Below are 20,109 nucleotides of genomic sequence, written 5' to 3' on the forward strand. Positions count from 1 at the left end.
TCTCCGGCGCTCGAACGCGCGGCCTCCATCAAGGTTTCAGCTTGAACGGTGGATGACCGGGTCCGGCGAGTGCATGCGGCAATGTATCAGCGAGATGACGCGGCGGCGAGTCGGGGCGCTTGCGTGGGCTCTTCGGCAGCCTGCGCACGCTCGAAGGGCAGTTCGATGACCACGGCGAAGCCACCCTCGGGTGGTTCGATCGTCTCGAAACGGTGGTCTTCGCCATAAGCCTGCGAAAGGCGATCACGAATGTTCGACAATCCCACGCCGGTCGAAACCGGCTCCCCACCATCGTAAGTCATGCCTGAGAGCCTGTTGTCGGTGGTGGTGGTTTGCAAGCCCGGGCCGGTATCCGAGACGACGATGCGAAGCGTCGAACCGATGAGTTGCGTGGTGATCGTGATCTCCGCGCCGGACTCCTGCTGGCTGACCGCATACTTGATCGCGTTCTCGACCAGGGGCTGGAGCAGGAGTGAGGGAAGGAGACCCTGCTCGGTATCAGGCGCGATATCGAAGGTCGTGCGCAGCCGCTCCTCGAAGCGCATGCGCTCGATGTCGAGATAGAGCTTCAGCGTCTCCACCTCCAGCGCAACCGTCACCTTGGCGGAGGGCTTGTTCACCAGTGTGTAGCGCAGGAAGCTCGACAGGCGGCTGAGCATCGCGTTCGCCGGCTCGGTCTGCTTGAGCAGCACCAGGGTGGAGATCGAGTTCAGTGTGTTGAACAGGAAGTGCGGGTTCAACTGATAGCGCAGCATGGCCAACTGCGCCTGCGTCGCCTGGTTCTCAAGCCTGAGCAGCTGGTCGTTCTGCTCCTCCACCGTCAGGTAGAAGTTGATCGCGTAGTACAGTGCGGACCAAGCGCCCAGCAGGGTAGCGTCGTAGTAGAAGTAGCCGATGAACAGCTGCGCGAAGCTCGCCTCGGTTTCGGCGCGGTAGAGCCAGATCACCCAAGCATCGACAAAGGCGTAGAGGCCCACCGCGACCGGGATCGCCAGAACCGTCACGCCCCAGGTCAGCAATGGCTGTCGGCCGATCAGCTGGCGGAAGATCACGGCCAGCACCAGCGAGATCGAGAAGCCGGTGACGGTGCCGATCAGGACGATGACGAGGAACGTCAGCGCCTGGTCGTTGGCGATCGCGGACATCGCACGCAACAACATGGCGCCTGCCCAGCCGACCGCCTGAAGCCGCCAGAACGCCTGGTTCTTGTTGGCGAAGAACGGGATAGGCTTGATCGGAAGCACGGCCATCGCAGCGATTCGTAGCGCAGAAGGACGGCGGTGGGAATCCTTGTGAATGCGTGCGAGTTGTCCATGGCCCGCAGTCAGTTGTCACCCTGATCTCGTTTCAGGGTTCATTTCGAGGTGTAGACCGAACAGCTTCACGCGCAGGTTGGGAGTGCGGCTTACGGCGGCAGAGGACTGAGATTGCGGCACAATGGACCCTGAAACAAGTTCAAGGTGACGAGGTTCTGCAAGCCGTCAGCTCTTGCGCGCGGCCTTAATCGCCTCGGCCAGCTTGTCGGTGCCGACCGCGCCCGAGATCAGTTCATCTCCGGCCACCCAGCTGGGCGTGCCGCCAAAGCCTAGCTTCTGAGCCAGTGCCATGTTGCGCTGGATCTCCTCCTCCACGGGCGCGCTGGCAGCGACCTTGCGCGCCCGCTCCATGTCGAGACCCGCAACACCGGCAGCCGCCTCGATCGAGACAGGATCGAGCTGGCCGGCAGAGAACATCGCGTCATGGAACTGCGGGTACTTGCCCTGTTCCGCCGCAGCGAGCGCCATCCGCGCGGCAGCTGCACTGTGCGGGCTGATGATCGGCAGCTCACGGATAACGATCTTCAGATCGGGGTTGGCCTTGGCGAGCGCGGCAATGTCACCAACGGACTTGCGGCAATAGCCGCAGGCGAAGTCGGTGAACTCGACCAGCGTCACCGACCCGCGGGGATTGCCCAGCACCGCCCCCGGAAACGGCGTGTGAACCGGCGTGCGCACTTGCGCGAGCTGGCCGCGCCCCTGGTTGCGTTGCAGGTTGTCCATCGCCTCGGGCAGGATCTCGGGATGCTCGAGGATATAGGATCGCACGATCTGCTCGACCGCGGCGCGGTCCGACGCGGGCGCGAACTGCCTATGCGCGAACCAGCCACCGAGCGCGGCAAGCGCGATCACGCCCACCACGAGCGCCGTGCGTCTGCCCGAGCCGGCTGACTTGTCCTGGGTCGATGTCATCGCTGGGGCCTACTTGCGTTTGCGGGTGCGTTCAACTTCGGCGCGGGCCTGGAACTCGATATCCTGCGCGCGCAGCCAGTCGGGCGAGCCTTCGGGCAGGCCCAGTTGCGCGGCTCGAGCGCTCGCCAGCGCTTCCTCCATCCGGCCGCTGAGCACTTGCTGCTCCGCGCTGGCCAACCGCGCGCGGGGCATGTCGCCCTGGTTGGCGTAGATGACGCCCAGCTGGTACCAGGCGAACGGGTTCTCCCGATCGCGGGCAACGGCCGCACGCAGCACGGTCTGCGCTTCGGCGAAGTTCTTGCGGTCCTCGGTAGCGATCAGGGCATGGCCGAACAGCGTCGCGATCAGCGGCTGGTTGGCGGTGAGTTCGGTAGCACGGCGCAAAGGCGCCAGGGCCTCGGTCGGCTTGCCGGCTTCCAGCAGGATCTGGCCCTTGAGCTCCAGGAAGTACGGATCGTCGGGCGCGGTCTGCAACAGCGCGTCGGCCTCGGCCGTCGCGCGGTCGAGCTGCGAATCCTTGTGATAGGCGTAAGCGCGAGCATAGTGCGCGGGCACCGAGTTGTCGGTGGGCGGGTAGACCCGCAGCGTATCACGGGGCTCGGCCAGAAAGCCGAACAGCTTGGCCTTCACCCGAGTAAAGCGCGCCTCGATCTTGGGATCGCTTGGGCGGTTCCACGCCGGATCGTCCTGATATGTGTCAGTCAGCGTGGCGATGCGGTCGCCGGTCATCGGGTGGGTCGAGTAGAACTCGTCACCATCGGCCGGACGGTAGCCATGGCGGAACTCCAGGTTCTGCAGCTTCTTGAAGAACTCTAGCGATCCCTTGCCGGTGATCCCTGCCTTGGAGAGGTACGAGGCGCCGGCCGCATCGGCGCTGGCTTCCTGCGCGCGGTTGTAGGACAGGAACTTGCCCATGGCCGCCTGCTGCCCGGCCATCAGCACGCCCATCGCCGCCTCACCGCCGCCGGCAGCCGCCGCTGCAGCCCCGAGCAGGAGCGAAAGCAGACTGATGTTGGTCGCACCCTTGGCACCCTGGTTGAGCACCGCATGCCCGCCAACCACGTGCCCGAGTTCGTGCGCGACCACGCCCTGCACCTCGTTGGCGTTGTCCGCCTCGTTGATCAGGCCCGAGTTCACGTAGACCGCCTGCCCGCCGACCACGAAGGCGTTCACGCTGGGATCGTTGACCAGCACGACGTCGACGTTCTTGGGATCGAGCCCCGTCTGCGCGATGATCGGGCGCGACATGTCGCGGAACAGCGCCTCTGTCTCCGCATCGCGCAGGATCGACTGCGCCGCCGCCGGCACCGAAGCCAGCAGCGCGAGCGGAGCAAGCAGAAGAGCGGAAAGCCGCGGCATGTGCATCGCGCGCAGCCTAGCCGCCCGAGGCGTGAACCGATGCTGAAGGGCAGAGTGCGTCACAGCCGCGGTCATGCCTTGGCGCAGGCAGTGCGTCGACCCGGATCTGCTCCGCTACGCGCCGATCAGCCCACGCGCCGCACGCTCGACCAGCGTGGACTTGTGCGGCACTTCGCCCAGCACGATGACCTGTCCGTCCGGCCCCCGCCGGGCGAGCAGGACCGTGAACTCCTCGCCTTGCGCTGGCAGGCTGGCGAGCGGCACTTCGGGCAGAGCACGCAAACCTTCGTGCAAGTCGCGCAGCGGTTGCGCCTCGGCCCCCGCGTCCGGGCCGTTCGCCCAATCCGCCAGGCCCTCGGGTTCGAGCCGCAAGCGGCGCAGCGGCTCGTAGGATTCGGCGATCTCTCGCTGCAACGCGTTGACGACGCGCGCGTCGAGCACTTCCTTCCAGTTGATCACGCACAGCACGTGGTCGATCTCGGCATCGTCGCGCGAGAAAGGCAGCAGGATGCCGCGGTAGAGGATCGTCGCGCCGCGCCAGTTGACGAACTCGGCCTCGAACCCGACCGGTGCGTCGCTGGCGAAGACCTGGCGATAGTGGTCGGTGATGCACGAGAGGAGCGACCCTTGCGGAGCCTCGCTCAAATGCGTGAGCGCCTCGGCCACACCGCATTCCTGCGCCAACGCCATGCCGACGTGGCCCAGCCTCGGAGCTTCGCGATCGTCGCTGACGTCCAGCAGCACGCAGTAGCCGGCAAAGTCCGCCAAGCGTTGAAGATCGAGCGCGTCGCTGGCCGGAAACCGGCGCTCGCCCAAGAGCGCCGCCCAGAAGTTGTAAGCCCGGACCTGCAGGCGCCGCTCGGCATGCCCAATCGCCATGGGAAGCGGCTCGCGTCCGGTGTCCTCGTCCTCCGGCGCATGATGCCCGGCGAGAGGATGGTGCAACTCCTTATATTCGCCGCGCAAGCTATCCATGACGTGTCCCTAGGTCCGATGCGGACAACGCGTTCTCAAGCCTCGTGGTGAATAAGCCGTAAACGAGGGCCTAGAGCTCGACTCAGTCGCGCACCACGCCCTCGCCGGGCTTCGGCAGCGGCGCGACGAAACGAAGCAGCAGGAACGACGCGATCAGGAACACCGAACCGGCATGCAGCGCAAAAGGCAGCCCGCGCCAGTCTGCGACCGCGCCCCAGGCCCAGGATCCCAAAGCCATGCCGCCGAACGTGACGGCCTGGTAGATCGACAGGCACCGGCCCAGGATCGCGTCGGGCGAGCGCAGTTGTACGGCGGTGTTGATGCTCGTCAGGATCATCACCCAGCCCACGCCCCCCACGAAAGCAGCGGGCAGCGCGAACCACACGACCTGCACTTCGGCCAGGAGCGACAGGACGAAGACGAACATAACCGAGCCCAGCAGCAGGATGCCCTCCAGATGCAGCTTGCGCCGCAGCGGCCCGACGAAGGGTGCGGCCATGATCGAGCCGATGCCGAACAGGCCCAGCATCAGGCCGAACTGGAACTCGTCGCCGTGAAGCTGGTCGCTGACGATGGTGGGCAGCAGCGCCTGATAGGCCGCCAGGCTGAAGCCCAGGCTCAACCCGCGCACGAGGATGCGCCGCAGTGGCTGCGAGCCGGCGCAGTAGCGGATGCCCGCTCCCACGGCCGGGATGATCGGCCGCCGCTCGATCGCACGGGCTTCGGGCTTCCACCAGAGCAGCACGCCGATCAGGCCGATGTAGCTCACCGCGTTGATCAGGAAGGCGAACGAGGTGCCCCAGATCGAGATCAGTACGCCGCCCATGGCCGGGCCGATGCTGCGCGCGATATTGAACGAGATCGAGTTGAGCGCGATCGCTTGCGGTAGCTGCTTGCTGTCCACCTGCTGGCGAACCGAGGCCTGCCACGCCGGCGAGTTCAGCGCCGTGCCGATGCCGACCGCCAGCGTAAAGACGAGCAACAGCACCGGGCTGAGGATGTCGAGATAGGCGAGCACGGCCAGGACGCCGGAGAACACCAGCATGCCGATCTGCGCCCAGAGCATGACTTGGCGTCGGTCGTAGTTGTCCGCGATGGCTCCGGCGAACACGCCGAACAGCATGATCGGGACCGTGGCCGAGGACTGCACCAGCGCCACCAGCTGGTGCGAGGTGGTCAGCTCGGTCATCATCCAGGCCGCGGCGATCGACTGGATCGTGCCGCCCAGGTTGGAGAACAGGTTGGCGATCCAGATCGCGCGGAACACCGGATAGCGGAACGGCGAGAACGTGCCGGTGCCGGGATCGGGGTGCCCGATTGGCTCCAGCGCCTTGCTGGTCAGGGATGGTTTCGCGTCTGGCACCCGATTCGGGTAAGGCGCAGAAGCGCGGCCCGCAAGTTCAGAACAGGTAGCGCATCTTGATGTTGAGATGCTCGCCGAAGCCGTTGACGGGGAAAGCGGCGCTGTCGAAGCGGGGCGGCCCCATCATCACCGGCGCGTCCTGCGAAAAGCCGAAACCCTCGCGCGGGATCATCAGTCGCTTGTCGAGCTTGCCGTTCGCGTTCTCGTCATGGATCAGCGCGATAGCGTAGCGGCCAGCGCCGACCTTGCCGAAGTCCAGCGACGGTGCGGCCGCCGGCACGATCAGGCGCTTGGCCGCGGGATCGTTCTGGCAGTTGGGGAACTTGTCTGGCCGCATCGTCAGGCAGGCGAGGATCTGCCCCTTGGCGGAGCGCAAGCCGGTGACGGAGGCACTGACGTCGGTACTCGGCTGCACCGCGCCCACCAGAGCGGGCGCGGCCGCAACGACGATCAGGGCGCCGAGAGCCCGCGATCGGTCGCGCAAAGGTGATCCCAGAACCGGAAGTAGAGGCCGTAGTTGCATTTGTACTGCTCGTGATGGCGCTGATGGTGGCTGGCCGTTATCAGCCAGTGTCCCAACGACGAATTAATGAGCCAACGCGGGAACATCTCCCACCCCATGTGGTTGGTTATGCCCATTACCGTCATCACGAGCAAGACAATGCCGAGCACGGCGACGTGGATCGGCACGAAAAACACCAGCGCGGGCACCACCACGGCGCCGGTGATCGCCTCCAGAGGATGAAAGCTCATCGCTGCCCAGGCTGTCGGCGGCCGGCTGGCGTGGTGCACGGCATGGGCCGCCGCGAACACCTTGGGCCGGTGCATCCAGCGATGGGTCCAGTAGAACCAGGTGTCGTGCAGGAACAGGTAGACGAATAGCGAGCCCGGCAGCCACCACAGCGGGTAGGCATGCACATCGGTGTAGATGCGTGTCCACCCTCGCGACTGCCAGCCCCAGGCCGCCACGCCGGCAGGCACGCCGTAGATGGCGGCGGAGAGCAGCGACCAGCGCAGTTCGCTGCCGATCTGCTTGTTCATGCCCCGGTAGAGGCCGGGCCGCACGCGCGAGGTGATCCAGGCGAACAGGCCGCTGGTCAGCAGATAACGCACGCCGACGATCGCGGTCATGGCGAGCGCGGAAAGCGTTACGGCGATTAGGGCTTGAGCCATGCGCGGCTTATGCCCTCTGTTACATGTAAGGCATAGCGCGTTCTAGAACGCAGCCGTCGCAAGCCCCTCCACCGCCGCCGCAGGCAGTGGTGGAGGGGCTTGACCTCTTCACTCGATCAACCAGCGCGGCGAACGCTGCCCTTGTGCGCGCCGACGGTCTTGGGTCCACGCGGACGGAAGCTGCGCTTCTGCCCGTCGCCCTGTGCGCGATCACCAACAGGACGCTCACCCTGCGGACGGTCCGAGCGCGGACGATCGTCGCGGCGCTTCTCGCCTTCAGGACGCGGGCCCTGCGGACGACCGCCACGCTGGCCACCCTGGCGCTCACCCGAGCGGCCACCGCCCTGGCCACCACGGGCATGCGGGTTGCGCTGCTCGGTCTCGGTGGTCTTGCGCGAGGGTGCGGGCAGGCGCGCGGCCTGGCGCTGGAAGTCCTCGGGCAGCGGCAGCGGCATCAACTTGACGCGAGTCAGCTTCTCGATGTCGCGCAGGTAAGCCTTTTCGTCCGGTGCGACGTAGCTAACGGCAATGCCGTCGGCACCGTTGCGCGCGGTGCGGCCGATGCGGTGGACGTACTGCTCGGCGACGTTGGGCAGCTCGAAGTTGTAGACGTGGCTGACGCCCGAAACGTCGATGCCGCGCGCCGCAATGTCGGTGGCGACCAGCACGCGGACGGTGCCCTGGCGGAACCCGCCGAGCGCCGCGGTGCGCTGCGCCTGGCTCTTGTTGCCGTGGATCGCGGCGGCGGGGATGCCGGCCGTCATCAGGTGGCGCACGATGCGGTCGGCCCCGTGCTTGGTGCGGCTGAACACCAGCGCGCGGTCGATCTTGCTGACGCCGTCCTCATCCTTGGCGAGGCCATCGCGCAAGTTGATGGTGAGCAGCGCCTGCTTCTCGGCCTGGTTGATGTAGACGCCGAACTGCTCGACGCGCTCTGCCGTGGTCGACTGCGGTGCGACTTCAACCTTGACCGGATTGTTGATGAATTGGCGGCCCAGGTCGGCGATCGCCTGCGGCATGGTCGCCGAGAAGAACAGGCTCTGGCGCTCCTTGGGCAGCATCGCAGCCACACGCTTCAGGGCGTGGATGAAGCCGAGGTCCATCATCTGGTCGGCTTCGTCGAGCACGAAGATCTCGACATGGCGCAGCGTCAGCGCGCGCTGGTCGATCAAATCGAGCAGGCGGCCGGGGGTGGCGACCAGCACGTCGGTGCCGCGCTCCAGGGCACGCGCCTGCTTGCCGACGGGCACGCCGCCAAACACGCACTGCACGTTGAGCGCCAGGTACTTGGCATAGCCGCGCATGTTCTCGGCGATCTGCGCCGCCAGCTCACGCGTGGGGCTGAGGATCAGCATGCGGCATCCGGCGTTCTGGCGCGGGCGGGCGTCGGCGGCCAGGCGGTGAAGCGAGGGCAGCGAGAAGGCCGCGGTCTTGCCGGTGCCGGTCTGCGCAATGCCGAGCAGATCTCGCCCTTCCATCAGCGCGGGGATCGCCTGGCGCTGAATGGGGGTGGGATCGGCATAGCCCTTGGTTTCGAGCGCACGAAGAATGGGCTCGGCCAAGCCGAGATCGGAAAAATAGGACATGGAAGTCTTTCGCGTATTCGCGTGGCGCGCGAAGATCACGCGCACATCGCAAGGGTTCGTTCGATGCGACCCTGCGTGAAAAGGAAGCTGGTTGGGCAACCGCTCATCCGGGCCGGTCTTCGGCTTGGGCCGGGACCTCACGCTGCCAACGGATTGCGGCGCACCTCGAAGGTCACGCTCGCCGATTGCCCCGGCCATGTAGGTGATATTGCGAGCAAGCGCAAGATAATTGCGGAGCTAGCCGGCGCTGCCGCTAGCCCTCGTCTGAATGGAAGGCAACGATCAGGCCGCCACTGCCTCCTTGGCGTCCTTCTTCTTGCCGCCCTTCTTGTCCTTGGCCTCTTTCTGCTCCGGACCGTCGACCAGCGTCTGCACCGCCTTGGATGTCGCCACGGTGCCAAGCTCGGTTAGGGCGAAGTGGTTGGCCTCGATCTCGGCCAAGTCATAGACGTAGTTTACCATCACGCCGTGCGCCTGGCGCTGCCCATTCTCCGACAAGTCGGCATTGGCGTGGATCGCCTCCAGCCGCGCGCCGTTGCCGAGATGAAAACGCGCCACCGGGTCGAGCGGCTGGCCGCCCTTGCCCTTGGCGGTGACGAGGTACTTGGCCCCCAGGCTGCGCAAGTCGGCAGCGCCCGGGACGCGTTCGGCGGCTTCGGGCTCCTTGGCGAGCCACTTGGCGAAACCGGGCACCGGCGACAGGGTTGCGAACGTGTTCAACTGCGGCATTTCCTGCTGCAGCAGGCCAACCACCCGCTTGATCAGGTAATTGCCGAAGGGAATGCCCTTGAGCCCCGTGCGGCAGTTGTTGATGGAGTAGAAGATCGCGCAGCTCGCATCGCTGGGATCGACCGTCTCGCGCTCTTCGGCGATGATCTGGTGGATGGCGCTGGGCAGTTCCCTGGTCAGCGCGACTTCGACGAAGATCAACGGATCATCCATCATCTGCGGGTGGAAGAAGCCATAGCAGCGCCGGTCGATGGGCTCGACCCGGCGGCGCAAGTCGTCCCAGCCGCGAATTTGGTGCACTGCCTCGTAGCGGATGATGCGCTCCAGCAAGCAGGCAGGCGAGTCCCATGAGATGCGGCGCAGTTCCAGGAAGCCGGCGTTGAACCAGTTGGTGAACGCACCTTCCAGGTCGCGATCGAACGCCGCCAGACTTGCGCTCTTGGGCGCGGCGAGCAGATCCTCACGCATGCCGATGAGCCGTTCGGTCCCTTGCGGCGCCAGGTTGAGCACCCGGATCAGCTTCTGGCTGGGCGATTCGGTTGCCTCGTGCAGCGCCCGCGCGCTAGCCTCGTCGTGCAGCTGTGCCCACTTGGCGATCGCCTTTTCGATAGCCTCGGCATCCGCCGGATGAGCATCGTGGATCTTGCCGAGGAACTCCTGCCGAGCCGCGATATCGCTGGCTTCGTAGAGGTCGAAGAAGGCCGAAGCCAGCGCCGGACCGGACGCGCGGCCGCGCAGCGAGAGCAGCGCATCGGCCAGGTCGAGCAGGCTTTCCCCCTCGTTCTCAGGGCGCGGCGCCACGCCGATGCCGCGCAGCATCTTGCCCAGGCCCGAGGCCATCAGGAGGTCGAGCGCGCTGCGCTTGCGTGCCGGGCTATCTACCTTGGTGCGGGTTCGGGCCGTGTTCATGGTGCGAGCACCCCTTCTTGCAAGCGGACCGGCCGCAGCCCGTCCCTGAGTCGACGAAGGCTATCATGAGGGTTCCGACAGCTGTGTGACAAGCCCAGCACCTCCAGCTTCGCCGGGGCGAAGACGAGCGCTGCCGGGAACAACGTCATAGCGGCGTTGCGAGGGTTCGGACGGGAAGTTCGCCCTCGCCGCTGTCGTCAGGCCTCTCTATCGCTCTGGGGCAGACCCGGCAGGATCGCCCAGACGCCATCGACGTTGCGCGCCACCGTGAAGATGAACTCGCCGTCGCGGATCACGCGCGCGGCGTTCCACCCATAGCCATAGACCTGATTCAACAAGTCGCGCGGGCCATCGGCGACCAGCTCTTCGGGTTCGTAGTCGTGCTCATCTGGGATGAGAGTGTAAGTCGGCATGCTCGCCCTCTTGCCCCGGCGCATGCCGATCCAACCCGCTACGGCCTGTCGAGTTCCAGATCGCTCGTCATCGGCGGCGCGGCTCAAGCGCGGCTGCGGCGCACCGTCTGCTGGTAGAGCAGGCCGGTCAGCACCGCGAAGACCAGCGTCCCGCCGATCAGCGCGATGCTGGGCGCAAGCCCCGTCGTCAACGCGAGCGGGCTGTCGGAGCCAGTCACCGCCACGATGCCGGCGAAGGCGACGCCCCACAGGCTTTCGCCCACGATCATCCCGGTTGCGGTCAGCACGCCCATGCGCAGCCCGCTCTCGGGCTTGCGGCTGCGCTGCGCCCAGCGGTCGTAGAACCAGCCGAGGATCGAGCCGATCACCACCGGCAGGATCACCGCCATCGGCAGGTAGATGCCGATGCCGACGGCCAGCGGAGGGAAGCGCAGCAGCCGCGCCTTGCCCATCAGCTCGTCGAAGATCACGAAAGCAACGCCCGCAAGAGCGCCGTACTCGATCATCGGCCAGTTGAGATCGCCGCCGAGCACGCCTTGTGCCAGCGCCGAGATCAGCCCGGCCTGCGGAGCGGACAGTGCATTCGGCCCTGCTCCGGGCGCGCCAACGAAGCCGAAGGCGGTGTTCAGCAGATCGAGGACGGGAGGGATGACGAGGCTGCCGAACACCACGCCGATGATCAGCGCGACCTGCTGCTTCCACGGCGTGGCCCCGACCAGCTGGCCGGTCTTGAGGTCCTGCAGATTGTCGTTGGAGATCGTCGAGACACCGAATACCACGCCGGTCACGATCAGAGCGTAGGCGATGAGCGCGCGGGTGGTCTCGGGCGGGCTCTCGCGCCCGAACAGGGCGGCCAGCAGCAGCGCGGCGGCGAGCACGGCGAGGATGCCGATGGCCGAGACGGGCGAGTTCGACGCCCCGATCAGTCCCGCCATGTAGCCGCACACCGCCGCCACCAGCATGCCGAGCACCAGCACGAACAGGAGCGAACCCGCGACCAGCAGCAGCGTCGATCCTGCGAGCGGCCCCGCCTGCAGGGTCGACCACAGCAGCCACGCGATCGGCACGAGCAGCGCGAGTACTCCGCCGATCACGGTCGCGATCGGCAGGTCCCGCTCTTCCAAAGCCAAGGCCTCGCCGCCATGGCGCGCGCGGCTGGCCTGGAAGGCGGAGCGTACGCCGCCGATCACCGGCGCGGCGATCTTGATCAGCGTCCAGATCGCCGCCACGCCTATGACCCCGGCTCCGAAGAACCGCACATCCGCGCGGAACACGGTGTTGGCCCAAGTCTCCACGTCGCCGGGGAGCGGATGGTGCCCGGTGAGGATCGGCAGCAGCACCCACCAGCCAGTCACCAGCCCCAGCAGCTGCGCCATGCCGACCGACAGGCCGACGAGGTGGCCCACACCGAGCAGTGCGAACGAAAGCCCGCCGGCGATGCCGGTCGCGCCGGCGCCGGCGCGGAACCAGGCCGCAGCCTCGGCAACGACGAGCCTGGTCTGCGTCAGGATGGCGAAGCCGGCCGAAGCCACGCTTCCCGCGACGAGCAACCACAGCCCGTTCGCGCTCTCCTCCGCGCCCATGTCGCTCGCCGCGCCGACCTTGAGCACTTCGGCAGCGGCGCGGCCTTCGGGGTAGGGTAGGTCGGTGTCGATGACCAAGGCGCGGCGGAGCGGGACCGAGAACATGACGCCCAGGATGCCGCCCAGACCGGTGATCGCCGCGGTGGTCACATAGGGGAAGCCCTGCCACCAGCCGATCATCACCAGGCCGGGGAGCACGAAGATGATTGCGGCCAGGGTGCCCGCAGCGCTGGCGATGGTCTGGACGATGTTGTTTTCCAGGATGCTGCTGCCGGGCAAGTATCGCAGCACCGCCATCGAGATTACCGCCGCCGGGATCGAGGTCGCGAAAGTCAGGCCGACCTTGAGGCCCAGATAGACGTTCGCCGCGGTGAACAGCAGCGTGATGATCCCGCCCAGGACAACGCCGCGGATCGTCAGTTCGGCAAGCGGTTTGGCGTGTGGCGCGCTCAAGTCGGTTCTCTCAGGCATGGCTGTTCGCGCAACCTGTCGCACAGACGCTGCGCAGTTACGAGTGCACTCCTTGCGATGCGCTCAGGCCTTCTCCTTCACTCGGGATGGCGAAGCGGCGGCGGTATTCGGCGAAGGTGGCCGTTACCACATCGTGGTCGAGCCCGTATTCGGCAAGGCTGTAGTCGTTGCGGCCGCGCGCGTTCTTGGGATTGGCGGCGTGCCAGCCCTGCACGGCAGTGGCGACACCCTCCGGCGTGTCGATGCCGAGGCCGGCATGGATCCGCCGCATCTCACCAACCGGGTCGGCTATGAGCGCGTAGTAGTCGACATGCACCACGCGGCCTCCCGCAGGACCGGCGTCGAAGGCCATGATACGTTCGACGTGCCGTGCGATGAAGGCGAGCATGTCCTGCCCGACCTCGCGCTTGTCCACCGGTGCGGCGGCGCGCTGGCTGCGCAGGTTCCACGTCATCTTTGCGATTGAGGCGACGACTTGCGCCGGATCGCGATGCGTCATCACGAAGCGCGCGTCAGGATGGACCTGCAGGATCTGATCCATCGCCAGCACATGGTTGGGGTACTTGAGCGCCCATGGCCGCGGTTCCGACCGCCACTGCAGGCATTGCAGCTGGCGCTTGTGGATGCGGTAGGTCTCGACCAGGTCTAGGCCGCTCAGCATCCACTCGAAGTAGGCCGGCACGCGGTAGAGGTTGTGGAGCCCGGCGGCGCCATAGCTCTGTTCCAGGAAAGCGTGGCATTCGTCGGAGCCATCCTCGTCATAGAGGTGCAGCGCCTCGAAGCCGTCGAAGTGCGCGCGTGCCTTCTGGATCTCCACCCAGGCGGCGCGGCGGCGTGTCACCGATGCCGGATCGAAGCCGGGCGGCGGCGCGGGCATGATCGACTCCCAGGTCCTGATCAGGCGAAATCGCGGGTCGCGATCGAAGAGGTACTGGAAGTACGTGGTGCCGGAGCGCGGCAGGCCCATGAGGAAGACCGGGGCGACGATCGGCTCCTCGGCGATCTCGGGGTATTGCTGCACCCACTTGGCGCTTTCGAGGCGGTTGATGCTGTCCGTCACCAGCATGCGCCGCGCCTGCGCCTCTCCTGCCGCCGACATGGGGAAAGTCTCGGCCAGCGAGGCGGTGAGGCGCGCCAGGTTCTCCGCGACGCCTGGGTCGGGATCGGCGATCCCGACGTGCGCCTCGGCCTCGGCGATGATCGCGGCAGCGTCCAGCATGTGTCCTCCCCTCTCCGCTCGTGCGGACGATGGCTGCATGGAGGCTAGGCGTCCACGGCGTCACCGTCCACGAGAGCTTGCAGCGTCCGCGCGGCCCAGCGCTCGGATGGCGCAGAGATCGCGCCCTCGGCGAGCCCGTGCACTTGGAAGGTCAGCCCGGACATGAGCCCGAACAGCATCGCCGCGCGTCCATGCGCATCGGGCGGGCCGAGCCATTCGACCAGCGGCGCGATCATGTGCTCCTCCCACACCCGCACGGCCACCTCGCGGGACTCAGGATCGGCGAGCGCCAGCATCAGAGTGGCGGTGATGGTCACGTTGCTGCGCTCGCGGATGAGGCGCGTCATCGTCTTGCCGAAGTCTTGCTTGCGCCAGGTGAAGACCGAGTTGGCGCGCAGGATCTCGATCAGCGCGGCCTCGAACAGCGCCGCCTTGGTCCCGAAGTATCGGACCGGCAGGGAAGAGGCGACGCCGGCACGCGCGGAAATGTCACGCAGGCCGGCTTGCGAGTAGCCGAACTCGGTGAAGACCTCGACCGCGGCGGCGAGGATGCGCGCCTTGGTGGCAACGGAATCGCGGCGCCGAACGTCCGGCCTGATCACAGCAGCGGTCATCCCCAAGCGATAACGGCCCGACGGATCGCCCGCAAGTAAACAGCTGCTCACTTGTGTTGAGCAATGGTTCACTTGTGCTATGCCGTGCAGCAACAACGAACGCGGGAACGGGAGAGAATCATGGGCCAGGTCGTGCGCAGCCACTGCCGCATCTGCACCAACCAGTGCGGCATCGCCGTCACGGTCGAAGGCGACCAGATCGTGCGGGTGAAGGGCGACTTCGATCACCCGCTCAGCAAGGGGTATACTTGCCCCAAAGGCCGCGCCGTGGGTCGCTTGCACCATCACGACCAGGCCATCCTGCGCCCTTCTCTCGTACGGGAAGGCGTGCGCGTCGAGGCGGACTGGGACACGGTGCTCGACGATCTGGCCCAGCGGCTTCGCGCCGTGGTCGACGAACATGGGCCCGGGAGCGTCGGCTTCTACTTCGGCAGCGGCCTCGGCATGGACGCAGCCGGCTTTCGCATGGGCGAGGCCTTGTACAACGCGCTCGGCCATCCACCCAAGTTCTCGCCGCTGACGATCGACGGTACGGCCAAAGTGCTGGTCAGCAGCCTTGTTGGCGGTTTCCCCGGCCTGTCGGGCAAGACCGATAACGAGAACGTGGACCTGCTGCTCTACGTCGGCGTCAATCCGATGGTGAGCCATGGCCATAATACCGGCATGTTCTCGCCGCCCACCTGGATCCGCGCCATCGCCGAGCGCGGCGAGGTCTGGACGATCGACCCGCTGCGCACCGAGACGGCCGCCTTCTCCACCCGCCACATCGCGCCGCTGCCCGGCAAGGACTACGCCATACTCGCCTGGCTGGTGCGCGAGGTGATCGACGGCGGGCCGCTGGCACCCGCCCAGCCGGTGCAGGGCCTCGACGCCTTGCGCACCGCGCTCGACGGCTACGACCGCGTCACCGCCGCACGGGTCGCTGGCGTGCGCGAGGACGAGCTGGCAGACTTGCTGGACTCTGTACGCAGGTTAGGCGGGGTCACCGTCGAAACCGGCACCGGCGTCACCATGTCCGAAGGTGCCAATGTGACGCAATGGTTCGCCTGGCTGCTCAACATCCTGACCGGCCGCATGAACCGCGTGGGCGGAGTGTGGTTCCACCCCGGCTTCATCACACAGTTCGACAGCTTCGAGCTGCCGCGCATGGACAATCCCTTTACCCCCGGCGCACCGACCATGCCGGAGGTCAACGGGATCATCGGCGACTGGCCCTGCGCGGCACTGCCCGGAGAGATCGAGGCTGGCAACATCCGCGCGCTGGTCAACCTGGGTGGCAGCCTGGTGCGCTCGTTCCCCGATGCCAACGTGCTGGTGCCGGCGCTGCGCAAGCTGGACACCTTTGCGACCTTCGAGGTGGTCGAGAACGAAACGACCGCGCTCTCCACTCACGTGCTGCCGACCAAGGATCAGGCGGAGCGGCCGGACATCTCGTTCTGGGATACGCTGTGCGGCAGCCTGTCCATGCTCTACTCGCCCGCGGTGGTGCCGCCGCTCGGGGAGCGTCGCTCGGCCTGGTGGATCCTGTCGCAGCTGATGGGGCGCATGGGCCTGCCCGTCCCGGAGGACCTGCCCGAGAGCGACCAGGTTCCTGGCGCCGACGATGCCATGCTGGCGCGCCAGATGGCGGGCGCACGCTGCAGCTTCGAGGAGCTGAAGGCGGCGGGCACCGTCACGCGCGAGATGCAGTTCCCGGGCGAGTGGGTCGATCGCCACATCGAGCGGATCGGCGGCTGGATCCTCGCGCCGCAACCGCTGCTCGATCTCTGGGCCGCAACGCGCACCGCCGACGCGGCTCGAGGTGGGCCGCCGCAGCTCAGCTTCATCCCGCGTCGCCAGCGGCGCAAGCTGAATGCCTCGCTTTCGTTCCTGGGCAGTCCGGCCGACGTGATCCTCAATCCGCAGGATGCCGCCGCGTATGGCATCGCGCACGGCGACCGCGTGCAGGTGACCACGGCCAGCGGCGAGATCACTCTGATCGCCAACGTCAGCGACGCGATCCGACCGGGTGTGGCCTCGATCCCGCACGGACACGAGACGGCGAACGTCAACCTGCTGACGAGCGTGCAGTCGATCGACGCGATGACCGGCATGGTGCTCTACTCGGGCATTCCGATCAGCCTCACCCGTGTGGAGGAGTCCGAAACGCAGCTCGCAGCTGAAACTGCGTAGACACGCAGCGCCGCACAGCACGTCGGCGGCTACTCACAACAAGGTACCTTGCTCCACCTCTGAACAAACTCATGCAAGGTATCTTGCGTTGAATAGTACCAGGCGATATACACTCCTCATCCGCAGGAGGTGATTCGTGCCTGACACCATCGAAATTCAGTTGAAGAAGGGAGTGCTCGGCCTGTGCGTGCTCGCCCTTCTGTCGCGTGGCGACAGCTACGCTTATGAGATCGCCAGCCGAATGGCCGACGCCGTCGACATGGGCGAGGGCACGATCTACCCGCTCATGCGCCGCATGCAGTCTGACGGGCTGGTCGCGACCTACCTCGAGGAGTCGCCCTCGGGTCCGCCGCGTAAGTACTATCGCATCACCGAGATCGGTCGTGACCGCCTCGACGCACAAGTCGCCGAATGGCGCGCGTTCGTCGGTGCCGTCGAAGGCCTGATCGTTCCCACCACCTCTGACGCCACGGAGGCTCGCCATGACGCGTAAGGAATTCATCCGCCGCCTTCGAGACGGCTTGAAGGGCCTGGAGCCCGCCACCGTCGCCGATATCGTCGCTGACTACGAGGACCACTTCGAGGCCGCTGCTGCCGAGGGCCGCTCTGAAGCCGAAGTCGCAGAGGCTCTGGGCAATCCGAGCCGCCTCGCCCGCGAGTTGCGGCTCGAAGCGGGCATCCGCAACTGGCAGACCGAGCGCAGCCCCTCGTCCGCATGGGCGGCGGTGCTGGCCTTCATGGGCTTGGCCACGATCGACATCCTGATCCTGCTGCCGATCGTCCTGCCCATCCTGGGCGTGCTGTTCGGCCTGTTCGTGGCCGTGTTCGCGCTGTTCATCGCCGGCGGCTTCGTGCTGATCGCCGGACCGTTCAGCGGCTTTCCCGGCGGCGTGCTCGTCGCGATCTTCGGCGGGCTCGGCATGATGGCCGGCGCCGTCGCGGTGGGAGCGTTGCTTGCCATCGTCAGCATCTGGATCATCAACGCCCTCATGTGGTTCGGCCGCCTGCACTACAAGGTGATCGAGCCCGCCATTCACGCCGACCCTGCCTGATCGGCCCTGAGAAGAAGGAGACAGACCATGCTCCGCAAGCTGCTTATCGTATTCGCCAGCGGCCTCGTCATTGCCATCGTCGCGCTCAGCGCAGCGTGGATGGCAGGGGGCAGAGAACTGCGCGACCAGGTCGCCAGCGGCGATGTCGACTGGACCATCGGCGGCGAACGCCTCGGCGGGCCGCGCGTCACCCGCCAGTTTGCCCTCGCCTCCGGCGCGCGGCTGATCATGGCCTTGCCGGTGGACCTGGAGTTCCGCCGCGGCGACCAGGCCGGTATGACCGTGGAAGGCCCCAAGCAGGCGGTCGACCGCCTGGTCTGGGAAGATGGCCGCCTCTCGCTTCCCGGCCGCAGCCATGTGCGTGACTCGATCAAGGTCACGATCGTCGCCCCCGAGATCGGCGACCTCGACCTGAATGCACCCGCCGATGTCGAACTGCGCGGGCTGAACCAGGAACAGCTGCGCCTGACCGCGCGCGGTGCGGTCGACCTCGACGCCACCGGCCGCGTGCGCAAGCTATGGGTCACCTCCGAAGGCGCCGCCGACATCGACGTGTCCGAGCTCGAGAACGAAGATGCGGTGATCCGCGTGCATGGCGTCGGCGATGTCGAGGCTGCCCCCGTCAACCTTGCCGACATCGAAGTGAACGGCGCCGGCAACATCACGCTGAAGAAGCGTGCGCGCACCGAACGTGCGCAAGTGCACGGCGTCGGCTCCGTCGAGCACGTGTATTGATGGAAGTCCTCCCCGACACGGGGAGGTGGCGCGCGCGTAGCGCGTGACGGAGGGGACTCACAACCCAGCGCAGCGCGCGCGGCGAGTCCCCTCCACCATCCTGCGGATGGCCCCCTCCCCGTGCAGGGGAGGACAACAAGCCGCTCAGATTTGCATCGCCCCAGCGATACGCCTATGGGGTCCGCCCGCGCCGCTCCACCGGCGGCAAGAGGCATGGCGTCGCAGGACATGAGCTGGATCACCAAAGTACGCAATTCGCTCGGCTCGCTGGGCAAGCGCGACACGCCGGACAACTTGTGGATCAAGTGTCCGAGCTGCCAGGAGATGGTCTTCACCCAGGCTTGGGAAGACAACCTCTCGGTCTGCCCGCGCTGCGAGTACCACGGCCGCATCGGCGCGCAGGCTCGCTTCGCCCAAGTGCTCGACGCAGGTTACGCAGTGCTGCCGGCACCCAGTGTACCCGAGAACCCGCTGAATTTCCGCGACAGCAAGAAGTACTCCGATCGCCTGAAGGCCGCGCGCGCCGCCAACCCCTATCCTGATGCGCTGACGGCCGCAGAAGGCGCCATCAACGGTCAGCCTGCGGTTGTCGCCGTGCAGGACTTCGCCTTCATGGGCGGGTCGATGGGCATGGCGGTAGGCGAGGCCTTCGTCCGCGCCGTCGAGCGGGCGATCGAGCGGCGCTGCGGCTTTGTGATGTTCACCGCCGCGGGCGGCGCGCGCATGCAGGAGGGCATCCTCTCACTCATGCAAATGCCCAAGACCACGGTGGCGCTGCGCCGCCTCAGCCGTGCGGGCCTGCCCTATCTCGTCGTGCTGACCGATCCCACCACGGGCGGCGTCACCGCCAGCTACGCCATGCTGGGCGACGTCCAAATCGCCGAGCCGGGCGCCCTTATCGGCTTTGCCGGCCAACGCGTGATCCGCGACACCATCCGCGAGAAGCTGCCCGAAGGCTTCCAGCGCGCCGAATACTTGCGCGAACACGGCATGGTCGACCTTGTCGTCGACCGCCACGAGTTGAAGGCGACATGCGCGCGCTTGCTCGACTATCTGAACCGAAAGGACGTAGCGTGAACATCGACAGCGCCCTGGTGCGCGAGCTGGCCGAGCTGCTGGCGGCGACCGGCCTCACCGAGATCGAAGTGGAAGACGGCGAACGCAAGATCCGCGTCGTGCGCCAGCTCGCGCCCGTGGTGGCGAGCGTGGCCGCTCCGGCTGCGGCTGCGGCTCCCGCGCCGGTTGCGGCCGCCGCCACTCCGGCCGAGGCTCCTGCCGCCGCCGCGGTTTCGGCCGATGCCGTGAAGTCGCCGATGGTCGGCACCGTCTACTTGGCCGCCGAGCCGAGCGCGCCGAACTTCGTCAGTGTCGGCCAGCAGGTGAAAGCCGGCGACGTGCTGCTGATCGTTGAAGCGATGAAGGTCATGAACCAGATCACCGCGCCCAAGTCCGGCACGGTCTCGGCGATCATGGTCGAGAACGGCCAGCCCGTCGAATACGACCAGCCCTTGGTGGTGATCGGCTAAGA

General features: G+C 66.7%; 19 protein-coding genes. 6 read left to right on the top strand and 13 right to left on the bottom strand.

The features are described 5' to 3' along the window. Positions 1–86 precede the first annotated feature (86 nt). The 13 genes from GV044_RS09785 to GV044_RS09845 all read right to left on the bottom strand — a co-directional run bounded on the left by GV044_RS09785 (position 87) and on the right by GV044_RS09845 (position 14,622). Positions 87–1,250 carry a sensor histidine kinase gene (locus GV044_RS09785; RefSeq protein WP_159868793.1) on the bottom strand — a complete coding sequence of 388 codons (1,164 nt, stop codon included), beginning with the start codon at positions 1,248–1,250 and terminating at the stop codon, positions 87–89. Positions 1,251–1,481: 231 nt separating this feature from the next. Further along, positions 1,482–2,228: a DsbA family protein gene (locus GV044_RS09790; RefSeq protein ID WP_159868796.1), complete on the bottom strand. Its 747-nt coding sequence runs from the start codon at positions 2,226–2,228 to the stop codon at positions 1,482–1,484. Between the two features lie 9 nt (positions 2,229–2,237). Further along, positions 2,238–3,587, bottom strand: a complete 1,350-nt coding sequence (locus tag GV044_RS09795) for a M48 family metalloprotease (protein WP_159868799.1) — start codon at positions 3,585–3,587, stop codon at positions 2,238–2,240. A 114-nt stretch (positions 3,588–3,701) separates the two neighbouring features. Then, complete coding sequence (locus tag GV044_RS09800) at positions 3,702–4,562, bottom strand: hypothetical protein (RefSeq protein WP_159868802.1); 861 nt, start codon at positions 4,560–4,562, stop codon at positions 3,702–3,704. An 82-nt stretch (positions 4,563–4,644) separates the two neighbouring features. Continuing rightward, positions 4,645–5,925: an MFS transporter gene (locus GV044_RS09805; RefSeq protein ID WP_201299044.1), complete on the bottom strand. Its 1,281-nt coding sequence runs from the start codon at positions 5,923–5,925 to the stop codon at positions 4,645–4,647. 37 nt (positions 5,926–5,962) lie between these two features. Then, on the bottom strand, positions 5,963–6,409 hold the full coding sequence (locus GV044_RS09810; RefSeq protein WP_236554834.1) for a DUF2141 domain-containing protein: 447 nt from the start codon (positions 6,407–6,409) through the stop codon (positions 5,963–5,965). Continuing rightward, on the bottom strand, positions 6,376–7,098 hold the full coding sequence (locus GV044_RS09815; protein ID WP_236554835.1) for a sterol desaturase family protein: 723 nt from the start codon (positions 7,096–7,098) through the stop codon (positions 6,376–6,378). The genes GV044_RS09810 and GV044_RS09815 overlap by 34 nt, the downstream gene beginning before the upstream one ends. Before the next feature lie 116 nt (positions 7,099–7,214). Beyond that, positions 7,215–8,684: a DEAD/DEAH box helicase gene (locus tag GV044_RS09820; protein ID WP_159868808.1), complete on the bottom strand. Its 1,470-nt coding sequence runs from the start codon at positions 8,682–8,684 to the stop codon at positions 7,215–7,217. A gap of 282 nt (positions 8,685–8,966) precedes the next feature. Continuing rightward, a complete protein-coding gene (locus tag GV044_RS09825; RefSeq protein WP_159868811.1) occupies positions 8,967–10,322 on the bottom strand; it encodes a malonyl-CoA decarboxylase in 1,356 nt (451 codons plus the stop codon). 197 nt (positions 10,323–10,519) lie between these two features. Next, positions 10,520–10,735: a hypothetical protein gene (locus GV044_RS09830; protein ID WP_159868814.1), complete on the bottom strand. Its 216-nt coding sequence runs from the start codon at positions 10,733–10,735 to the stop codon at positions 10,520–10,522. An 83-nt stretch (positions 10,736–10,818) separates the two neighbouring features. After that, on the bottom strand, positions 10,819–12,789 hold the full coding sequence (locus GV044_RS09835) for an OPT family oligopeptide transporter (RefSeq protein WP_159868817.1): 1,971 nt from the start codon (positions 12,787–12,789) through the stop codon (positions 10,819–10,821). Positions 12,790–12,826: 37 nt separating this feature from the next. Continuing rightward, the gene (locus GV044_RS09840; protein ID WP_159868820.1) at positions 12,827–14,008 is read right to left on the bottom strand and encodes a sulfotransferase; all 1,182 of its coding nucleotides are present in this window, start codon (positions 14,006–14,008) and stop codon (positions 12,827–12,829) included. Positions 14,009–14,052: 44 nt separating this feature from the next. Continuing rightward, entirely contained in the window at positions 14,053–14,622 is a 570-nt protein-coding gene (locus tag GV044_RS09845) for a TetR/AcrR family transcriptional regulator (RefSeq protein WP_159868822.1), read from the bottom strand. A 120-nt stretch (positions 14,623–14,742) separates the two neighbouring features. On the opposite strand from GV044_RS09845, the gene GV044_RS09850 reads away from it, so the two are divergent. From GV044_RS09850 to accB, 6 genes are all read left to right on the top strand, one after another. Next, positions 14,743–16,794: a molybdopterin-dependent oxidoreductase gene (locus tag GV044_RS09850; protein ID WP_159868825.1), complete on the top strand. Its 2,052-nt coding sequence runs from the start codon at positions 14,743–14,745 to the stop codon at positions 16,792–16,794. 136 nt (positions 16,795–16,930) lie between these two features. Beyond that, the gene (locus tag GV044_RS09855; protein WP_159868828.1) at positions 16,931–17,287 is read left to right on the top strand and encodes a PadR family transcriptional regulator; all 357 of its coding nucleotides are present in this window, start codon (positions 16,931–16,933) and stop codon (positions 17,285–17,287) included. After that, the gene (locus GV044_RS09860; RefSeq protein ID WP_159868831.1) at positions 17,277–17,846 is read left to right on the top strand and encodes a DUF1700 domain-containing protein; all 570 of its coding nucleotides are present in this window, start codon (positions 17,277–17,279) and stop codon (positions 17,844–17,846) included. Before GV044_RS09855 ends, GV044_RS09860 begins: the two co-directional genes overlap by 11 nt. Before the next feature lie 27 nt (positions 17,847–17,873). Continuing rightward, entirely contained in the window at positions 17,874–18,581 is a 708-nt protein-coding gene (locus GV044_RS09865) for a GIN domain-containing protein (RefSeq protein WP_159868834.1), read from the top strand. A 228-nt stretch (positions 18,582–18,809) separates the two neighbouring features. After that, positions 18,810–19,658 (top strand): acetyl-CoA carboxylase, carboxyltransferase subunit beta, encoded by an 849-nt coding sequence (gene accD, locus GV044_RS09870; protein WP_159868837.1) that lies wholly within the window; start codon positions 18,810–18,812, stop codon positions 19,656–19,658. Continuing rightward, positions 19,655–20,107, top strand: a complete 453-nt coding sequence (gene accB / locus GV044_RS09875; RefSeq protein ID WP_236554837.1) for an acetyl-CoA carboxylase biotin carboxyl carrier protein — start codon at positions 19,655–19,657, stop codon at positions 20,105–20,107. The genes accD and accB overlap by 4 nt, the downstream gene beginning before the upstream one ends. Positions 20,108–20,109: the final 2 nt, after the last annotated feature.

Origin of the sequence: Novosphingobium sp. 9U, from assembly GCF_902506425.1 — a bacterium.
Taxonomy (GTDB): domain Bacteria; phylum Pseudomonadota; class Alphaproteobacteria; order Sphingomonadales; family Sphingomonadaceae; genus Novosphingobium.